This is a genomic window from Pseudomonas sp. 2VD, assembly GCF_005503585.1.
Lineage (GTDB): Bacteria > Pseudomonadota > Gammaproteobacteria > Pseudomonadales > Pseudomonadaceae > Pseudomonas > Pseudomonas aeruginosa.
Map to the genome: position 1 here is coordinate 1 of NZ_SCND01000250.1, position 9,174 is coordinate 9,174.

The following is a 9,174-nucleotide window of genomic DNA, read 5'->3' on the forward strand; positions in this document are numbered from 1 at the left end:
ACAGGTCGGGGCTCTGGGCGAAGATCAGGTTGGCCTGGTGGCCGACGTTGTACATGCCGAAGAACATCGCCGGGAAGGTGCACAGCCAGACGATGATCATCATGCGCTTCAGGTCGATGCCGTCGCGCACGTGTGCAGTGGTGCGGGTGACGCTGCCGGGACGATAGAGGAAGGTGTCCACGGCTTCGTACAGCGGGTACCACTTCTCGTAGCGCCCGCCCTTCTCGAAATGATGCTCGACCTTGTCGAGCAGGTTACGCAAACCCATGGCTCAGCCCTCCTGCTCGATGCGTGCCAGGTTGTCCCGCAGAATCGGGCCGTATTCGTACTTGCCGGCGCAGACGTAGCTGCACAGCGCCAGGTCCTCTTCGTCGAGTTCCAGGGCGCCGAGCTTCTGGGCCATTTCCGTGTCGCCGACGATCAGGTAGCGCAGCAGTTGGGTCGGCAGGATATCCAGCGGCATCACCGCCTCGTAATTGCCTACCGGCACCATCGCCCGCGGGCTGCCGTTGGTGCTGGTGGTGAAGGCGAAACGCTTGCCGCCGAGCAGCCTGGAGACGAACACGTTGAGCAGCGAATGCTTTTCCACCCCGGCGCGCAGGTAGTGGAGGAACTCACGCTGGTCGCCCTCCTTGAGACAGGACAACTGCAGGTGGTAGCGCCCCAGGTAGGCGTAGGCGCCATGGGCGGTGCGACCGCCCAGCACGGAGCCGGAGATCAGCCGGTTGTTGCCCGGCTGCAGCTGGCCGGCGGCCAGTTCGTCGAGGTTGGCGCCCAACCGGGTGCGCACCAGACGCGGCTTTTCCACCACCGGACCGGCCAGGGCGATCACCCGCTCGGTCCACAATTGCCCGGTCGTGAACAGCTTGCCGATGGCGATCACGTCCTGGTAGTTCAGGTTCCACACGCTCTTGCCGGCACCCACCGGGTCGAGGAAGTGGATATGGGTGCCGGGCAGGCCCGCCGGATGCGGACCGGAGAAGGCTTGCGCGGTCACGCCGGAGAGCGCCTCGCCGGGTAGCGAAACGCCTTCCGCCTTGCACAGGAACACCCGGGCCAGGCGCCCGAGCACCGTCAGCCCGGCCTGGAACGCCTCGCCCTGCTCCGCGATAACCACCTGCGGATCGGCGGCCAGCGGCTGGGTATCGATGGCAGTGACGAAAATCGAACTGGGGCTGGACTCGGGATCGGGCACCTTGCTGAACGGCCGGGTCCGCAGCGCGGTCCACAGGCCCGACTGCAACAGGTTGTCGCGGACCTGCTCGGCGCTCAGCGTGGCGAGTTGGTCCGCGGGATAACGGGCGAACTCCAGTTGCTCGTCGCCGTCGAGATCGATGACCACCGATTGCAGGACGCGCTTCTCGCCACGATGGATGGCACTGACCACACCGGCGCCGGGTGCGGTATAGCTGACGGAGGGATTCTTCTTGTCGGTGAACAGCGCCTGTCCCAGCTTCACCCGGTCGCCTACCTGCACCGCCATGGTCGGCTTCATGCCGTGGTAGTCGAAACCGATCAACGCCACGCTGCGTACCGGGCGTGCTGCCTCGATGCGCTGTTCGGGGGCGCCGCTGATGGGCAGGTCCAGGCCACGTTTTATCTTGATCATGTCTAGTGCCTAGTGGTCGTGGACAGAAAAGACGAGGCCCAAGTCAGAAAATGACCATCATCGCGCACAACGTACTGAATTGGCACGATTGATGAATGGCCCCGCAAGGTAACTCCGGGATTATAAAGAGCCACCTCCCCGGGAGCCACCCAAGCCGCACACCGGGCCTTGAAACGCGTAACAGAAAACGACAGAAAACTTGCCCGTGCGAAATGAAAAACGGGAGCCGAAGCTCCCGTCCCGCGCCACCCGCAGGCTCAGGCCTGCTGGCCGAGCCCGCGCCTTTCCGCCAGCGACAGCTTGACCCGGTAGCACAACCACATCAGCAGCAGCCAGAATGGGATGGCGTACACCGAGATGTTGATCCCGGGGATCATCAGCATGATGCCAAGAATGAACACCACGAAGGCCAGGCACAGGTAGTTGCTGAACGGCGACCAGAGTGCCTTGAAGAAGGTGTCCACGCCCTGCCGCTTCATCGCCGCGCGGAACTTCAGGTGCGACAGGCTGATCATCGCCCAGTTGATCACCAGCGCCGCCACCACCAGCGACATCAGCAGTTCCAGCGCCTTGTGCGGCAATACGTAGTTGACGATCACGCAGAGGAAGGTGATCAGCGCCGAGACCAGGATCGACAGCACCGGCACGCCCCGGCGGTCCACCGACATCAGCACCTTCGGCGCGTCGCCCTGGGCGGCCAGGCCGTAGAGCATCCGGCTGTTGCAGTAGACGCCGCTGTTGTAGACCGACAATGCCGCGGTGAGGACTACGAAGTTGAGGATGTTGGCCGCGGTGCCGCTGCCGATCAACGAGAAGATCTGCACGAACGGGCTGCCACTGTAGTCGTCGCCGGAAGCGTTGATGGTCTCCACCAACTGGTCCCATGGATACAGCGAGAGCAGCACCGCCAGGGCGCCGATATAGAAGATCAGGATCCGGTAGATCACCTGGTTGATCGCCTTGGGAATCACCTTCCTCGGCTCGGACGCCTCGGCGGCGGTGATGCCCACCAGCTCCAGGCCACCGAAGGAGAACATGATGATCGCCAGGGTCATCACCAGGCCGCTGAGGCCGTTGGGGAAGAAGCCGCCGCGGTCCCACAGGTTGCTCACCGAGGCTTGCGGCCCGCCACCGCCGCCGACCAGCAGGTAGATACCGAGCAGGATCATGCCGATGATCGCCGCTACCTTGATGATCGCGAACCAGAACTCGGTCTCGCCGAAGGCTTTCACGTTGGCCAGGTTGATCGCGTTGATCAGCACGAAAAACGCCGCCGCCGTGGCCCAGGTCGGCACGTCAGGCCACCAGTACTGGATGTACTTGCCCACCGCGGTCAGCTCCGACATGCCCACCAGGATGTACAGCACCCAGTAGTTCCAGCCGGAGAGGAAACCGGCGAAGCCGCCCCAGTACTTGTGTGCGAAGTGGCTGAAGGAGCCGGCCACCGGCTCCTCGACGATCATCTCGCCGAGCTGGCGCATGATCAGGAAGGCGATGAAGCCGCCAATGGCGTAACCGAGGATCATCGACGGGCCGGCCGTCTTGATGACGCCCGCCGAGCCGAGGAACAGCCCGGTGCCGATCGCCCCGCCCAGCGCGATCAACTGGATGTGGCGATTCTTCAGGCCACGCTTCAGCTCGCCCTGGTGCAGATGTTGACCATCCATTGAAAAACCCTAAATCGAAGTGAGTAGTTTCTTGTTCTGGTTATCCACAGAAATGAAAAACGGGAGCCCGAGAGCTCCCGTTTTCCTCTACGCCTTGCGCATCAACGCGGGAAGGCCGGCGGGTTGACCCCAGCCATGTCTTCCATCACGCGCACTACCTGGCAGCTGTAGCCGAACTCGTTGTCGTACCACACGTACAGGACGACACGGTTGTCGTTGCAGATGGTCGCCTCGGCGTCCACCACGCCGGCATGGCGCGAACCGACGAAGTCGGTGGAAACCACTTCCTGGGAGCTGACGAAGTCGATCTGCTTCTGCAGGTCCGAGTGCATGGCCATCTGGCGCAGGTACTCGTTGATCTCTTCGCGGGTGGTGGCCTTTTCCAGGTTCAGGTTGAGGATCGCCATGGACACGTTCGGCGTCGGCACGCGGATCGCATTGCCGGTCAGCTTGCCTTTCAGCACCGGCAGGGCCTTGGCCGCGGCGGTGGCGGCACCGGTCTCGGTGATCACCATGTTCAGCGGCGCGCTGCGGCCACGACGACTGCCCTTGTGGAAGTTGTCGATCAGGTTCTGGTCGTTGGTGTACGAGTGAACGGTCTCGACGTGACCGTTGACGATGCCGTACTGGTCGTTGACAGCCTTCAGCACCGGCACGATGGCGTTGGTGGTGCAGGAGGCGGCCGAGATGATCTTGTCGTCGGCGCCGATGTCGGTGTGGTTGATACCGTGCACGATGTTCTTCAGCGCACCCTTGCCCGGCGCGGTAAGGACCACGCGATCGATCCCCGGGCACTTCAGGTGCTGGCCGAGGCCTTCGGCGTCGCGCCACTTGCCGGTGTTGTCGACCAGCAGGGCGTTCTTGATGCCGTACTGGGTGTAGTCGATCGACGCCGGGTCGTTGGAGTAGATCACCTGGATCAGGTTGCCGTTGGCGGTCAGCGTGTTGTTTTCTTCGTCGATGGTGATGGTGCCGTCGAACGGACCGTGCACCGAGTCCCGACGCAGCAGGCTGGCCCGCTTGACCAGGTCGTTCTCGGCGCCCTTGCGCACAACGATCGCGCGCAGGCGCAGGCCGTCGCCGCCGCCGGTCTTCTCGATCAGGATACGCGCCAGCAGGCGACCGATGCGGCCGAAGCCGTAGAGCACGACGTCGGTGCCTTCGCGGGCATCGCCGTTCTGCTTGCCGGCCACTTCGGCCAGCTCGGCCTTGACGAAGTCCTCGATGCTGCGGCCGTTACCATCTGCCTTGAACTTGGCGACCATCTTGCCCAGATCGACGGAAGCGGCACCCAGCTTGAGCTCGCTCATCGCCTTGAGGATCGGGAACGTCTCGTGAACCGACAGCTCGGCGTCATCAGCCATGCGATGACGGGCGAAACGATGCGCCTTCATGATCGCGATCACCGAGCGGTTGATCAGACCACGGCCATGGATCGAGGTCACCACATTGTTATTGCGGTAGAGCTGGCCAATCAGCGGGATCATGGCTTCCGCGATGGCTTCACGATCGATCCATTCACCGAGACACTGGTCGGGCTTCTGAGTCACGGGCAATACCTTCCACATGTAGGGGATGAAAAAAGGGGCTACATTATGACCGCGCCGGCCAGGCTCGGCAATCTGCAGCAGTCGGAAGACTGACATCCAGCAGTCGGGAAAGTTACAATCCGGCGGGTCAAATTCCCGACCGGAGCCCAGCTTGCCCGTGTCCGTACTGCGTCTTCCCAGCCTGCCGGCCAGCGCCGGCAAGCAACACTGGGGCAACCTCCCCGGTGCCGCGCTGAGCCTGGCTGTCGCCGAGGCCGCCAGTTCCGCCAAGCGCTTCACCTTGCTGCTGACCGCCGACAGCCAGAATGCCGAACGCCTGGAACAGGAACTGCGGTTCTTCGCCCCCGACCTGCCGGTATTGCATTTCCCCGATTGGGAAACCCTGCCCTACGACGTCTTTTCGCCGCATCAGGACATCATTTCCCAGCGCATCGCCGCCCTCTACCAGTTGCCGCAGCTCAAGCACGGCGTGCTGGTGGTGCCGATCTCCACCGCCCTGCACCGCCTAGCGCCGACCCGCTTCCTGCTCGGCAGCAGCCTGGTCCTCGACGTCGGCCAGAAACTCGATGTCGAGCGGATGCGCCTGCGCCTGGAAGGCGCCGGCTACCGCTGCGTCGACACGGTCTACGAGCACGGCGAATTCGCCGTCCGCGGCGCGCTGATCGACCTGTTCCCAATGGGCAGCGAGTTGCCCTTCCGTATCGACCTGTTCGACGACGAGATCGAGACCCTGCGCACCTTCGACCCGGAGACCCAGCGCTCCATCGACAAGGTCGAGTCGATCCGCCTGCTGCCGGCACGCGAATTCCCCCTGAACAAGGAAGCGGTCACCGGTTTCCGCGGCCGCTTCCGCGAGCGCTTCGACGTTGACTACCGGCGCTGCCCGATCTACCAGGACCTCGCCAGCGGTTTGACACCCTCGGGAATCGAGTACTACCTGCCGCTGTTCTTCGAGGAAACCGCGACCCTCTTCGACTACCTGCCGCAAGACACCCAGGTGTTCTCCCTGCCCGGCATCGAACAGGCCGCCGAGCAGTTCTGGAATGACGTACGCAGCCGCTACGAGGACCGCCGGGTCGATCCGGAACGGCCATTGCTGCCGCCGGCGGAAGTGTTCCTTCCGGTGGAAGACTGCTTCGCCCGGCTGAAGAACTGGCCACGGGTGGTCGCCAGCCAGGAGGACGTCGAGCCGGGCGTCGGGCGCGAGCGCTTCCCGGCCCTGCCGCTGCCGAACCTGGCGATCGAAGCCAAGGCCGCCGAGCCGCTGGCCGCGCTGCGCCGGTTCATCGAGGAGTTCCCCGGCCGCGTACTGTTCTGCGCCGAATCGCCCGGACGCCGGGAAGTCCTGCTGGAGCTGCTGGCCCGACTGAAGCTGCGCCCCGAGGAAGTCGACGGCTGGCCGGCCTTCCTCGCCAGCCAGGCACGCCTGGCGATCAGCATCGCGCCGCTGGACGAGGGCCTGCTGCTGGACCATCCGGCACTCGCCCTGGTCGCCGAAAGCCCGCTGTTCGGCCAGCGCGTCATGCAGCGCCGGCGCCGGGAAAAGACCCGCGACGGCGGCGACGCGGTGATCAAGAACCTCACCGAGCTGCGCGAAGGCGCGCCGGTGGTGCACATCGACCATGGCGTCGGCCGCTACCTGGGCCTGATCACCCTCGAGGTGGACAACCAGCAGGCGGAATTCCTCATGCTGCAATACGCCGAGGACGCCAAACTCTACGTGCCGGTCGCCAACCTGCACCTGATCGCCCGCTACACCGGCGCCGACGACGCCCTGGCGCCGCTGCACCGACTCGGCTCGGAAACCTGGCAGAAGGCCAAGCGCAAGGCCGCCGAACAGGTTCGCGACGTCGCCGCCGAACTGCTCGACATCTACGCCCGCCGCGCCGCCCGCGAAGGCTTCGCGTTCAAGGATCCGCAGGCCGACTACGCGACCTTCTCGGCCGGCTTCCCGTTCGAGGAGACGCCGGACCAGCAAAGCGCCATCGAGGCGGTGGTCGCCGACATGCTCGCGCCCAGGCCCATGGACCGCCTGGTCTGCGGCGACGTCGGCTTCGGCAAGACCGAAGTGGCGATGCGCGCGGCGTTCGTCGCCGTGCATAGCGGCAAGCAGGTGGCGGTGCTGGTGCCCACCACCCTGCTCGCCCAGCAGCACTACAACAGCTTCCGCGACCGCTTCGCCGACTGGCCGGTGAGCGTCGAGGTGATGAGCCGCTTCAAGAGCGCCAAGGAAGTCGAGAACGCCGCGCGGCTACTGGCCGAAGGCAAGATCGACATCCTCATCGGGACCCATAAGCTGCTCCAGGAAGACGTGAAGTTCGCCAACCTGGGGTTGGTCGTGATCGACGAGGAACACCGCTTCGGGGTGCGCCAGAAGGAGCAGCTCAAGGCCCTGCGCAGCGAAGTGGATATCCTCACCCTCACCGCCACGCCGATCCCGCGGACCCTGAACATGGCCGTCTCCGGCATGCGCGACCTGTCCATCATCGCCACGCCGCCGGCGCGCCGCCTGTCGGTGCGCACCTTCGTCATGGAGCAGCAGAACGCGGTGATCAAGGAAGCGCTGCTCCGCGAACTGCTGCGCGGCGGCCAGGTGTACTACCTGCACAACGAAGTGAAGACCATCGAGAAGTGCGCCCGCGACCTCGCCGAACTGGTCCCGGAGGCGCGCATCGGCATCGGCCACGGACAGATGCACGAGCGCGAGCTGGAACAGGTGATGAGCGACTTCTACCACAAGCGCTTCAACGTGCTGGTGGCCTCGACCATCATCGAGACCGGCATCGACGTGCCCAGCGCCAACACCATCCTCATCGAGCGCGCCGACAAGTTCGGCCTGGCCCAGTTGCACCAGTTGCGCGGCCGCGTCGGTCGCAGCCACCACCAGGCCTACGCCTACCTGCTGACACCGCCGCGCCGTCAGATGACCCCGGACGCCGAGAAGCGCCTGGAAGCCATCGCCAACGCCCAGGACCTGGGCGCCGGCTTCGTCCTCGCCACCCACGACCTGGAGATCCGCGGCGCCGGCGAGTTGCTCGGCGACGGCCAGAGCGGGCAGATCCAGGCGGTCGGCTTCACCCTCTACATGGAAATGCTCGAACGGGCGGTGAAGGCCATCCGCAAGGGCGAGCAGCCGAACCTCGAGCAGCCGCTGGGCGGTGGGCCGGAGGTCAACCTGCGGGTGCCTGCGCTGATCCCCGAGGATTACCTGCCCGACGTGCATGCCCGGCTGATCCTCTACAAGCGCATCGCCAACGCCCCTGACGAGGAAGGTTTGCGCGAGTTGCAGGTGGAGATGATCGACCGCTTCGGGCTCCTGCCCGATCCGGCGAAGAACCTGATGCGCCTGACCCTTCTGAAGCTGCAGGCGGAAAAACTTGGAATCCTCAAGGTCGATGCCGGACCGCAGGGCGGTCGTATAGAATTCGCCGCCGATACCCAGGTCGACCCGCTGGTACTGATCAAGCTGATCCAGGGCCAGCCGAACCGCTACAAGTTCGAAGGCGCAACCCTGTTCCGCTTCCAGGTGCCCATGGAACGACCGGAAGAACGCTTCAATACCCTGGAGGCGCTGTTCGAGCGCCTGACACCGCAAACCACCTAAGGATTAGCCTATGCGCTTGTTCCGTTGCCTTGCCCTGCTGCTCTCACTGGCCGCCCCCGCGGCATTCGCCGGCGGTCCCTACCAGGTGGAACTGGTGGTGTTCCGCCAGGCCGGCGATGCCGTGCCGTCCAGCCAGCCGGCGCCGGACGACTGGGCCACCGGCGCACAGCCGCTGGCCAGCGACGCCCTGCGCGCCACCGCGCTCGACAACCAGCTCGCCAAGCTCAGCCAGGACAACGGCTACACCGTGCTGCTGCACAAGGCCTGGCGCCAGGACATCGGCGAGACCCCGGTGAAGATCGCCCTCAGCGAAGGCCAGGAACAGGATCATCATTTCCCGGTGGAAGGTACGCTGACCCTCAGCCAGGTGCGCTTCGTCGACATGGAGGCCGATTTCTGGGTCAATCGCTTCGGCGACGACGGTTTCCTCGCCGGCAGCCAGCACATAAGGCAGGGCACGCGGCTGAAGAATGGCGAACTGACCTATCTCGACCATCCGAGCCTGGGCATCCTGATCAAGGTGGTGCCGGTCGGCGCCCGTCCCGCCGCCCCCAATCCCATGGAACTGGAAGAACAGCAGGCACCGGCGGACGCGCCTCCCGTCGAAGGCGGTTTCGACGCCGCACCTCCTGCGCAATAGCGAAAAAGGCCGCAATAGCGGCCTTTTTTTTTCGTTGCGATGGCCGCCTAGCCGGCCAGGACCCGCGCCAACACCTCGCGCACCTTGCCGATGCCATCGTGCAA

The 9,174-nt window shown here is 64.8% G+C and carries 6 protein-coding genes; 2 read left to right on the forward strand and 4 right to left on the reverse strand.

The features are described from left to right. The 4 genes from FFS27_RS22685 to FFS27_RS22700 form a co-directional block, all read right to left on the reverse strand. Positions 1–268: RnfABCDGE type electron transport complex subunit D (locus FFS27_RS22685; RefSeq protein WP_171019219.1), on the reverse strand; the 268-nt coding region annotated here is incomplete at its 3' end. A 3-nt stretch (positions 269–271) separates the two neighbouring features. After that, positions 272–1,609: a Na(+)-translocating NADH-quinone reductase subunit A gene (locus tag FFS27_RS22690; RefSeq protein WP_021265005.1), complete on the reverse strand. Its 1,338-nt coding sequence runs from the start codon at positions 1,607–1,609 to the stop codon at positions 272–274. A 257-nt stretch (positions 1,610–1,866) separates the two neighbouring features. Then, a complete protein-coding gene (locus tag FFS27_RS22695) occupies positions 1,867–3,276 on the reverse strand; it encodes an amino acid permease (protein WP_003091187.1) in 1,410 nt (469 codons plus the stop codon). A gap of 101 nt (positions 3,277–3,377) precedes the next feature. Then, positions 3,378–4,844, reverse strand: coding sequence for a glyceraldehyde-3-phosphate dehydrogenase (locus tag FFS27_RS22700; RefSeq protein ID WP_023100927.1), 1,467 nt, complete (start codon positions 4,842–4,844; stop codon positions 3,378–3,380). Positions 4,845–4,983: 139 nt separating this feature from the next. Between FFS27_RS22700 and mfd the strand changes: the two genes are divergently transcribed. Continuing rightward, positions 4,984–8,430 (forward strand): transcription-repair coupling factor, encoded by a 3,447-nt coding sequence (gene mfd / locus FFS27_RS22705; RefSeq protein ID WP_003091189.1) that lies wholly within the window; start codon positions 4,984–4,986, stop codon positions 8,428–8,430. A 10-nt stretch (positions 8,431–8,440) separates the two neighbouring features. Continuing rightward, positions 8,441–9,070: a CsiV family protein gene (locus FFS27_RS22710; protein WP_009313818.1), complete on the forward strand. Its 630-nt coding sequence runs from the start codon at positions 8,441–8,443 to the stop codon at positions 9,068–9,070. Positions 9,071–9,174: the final 104 nt, after the last annotated feature.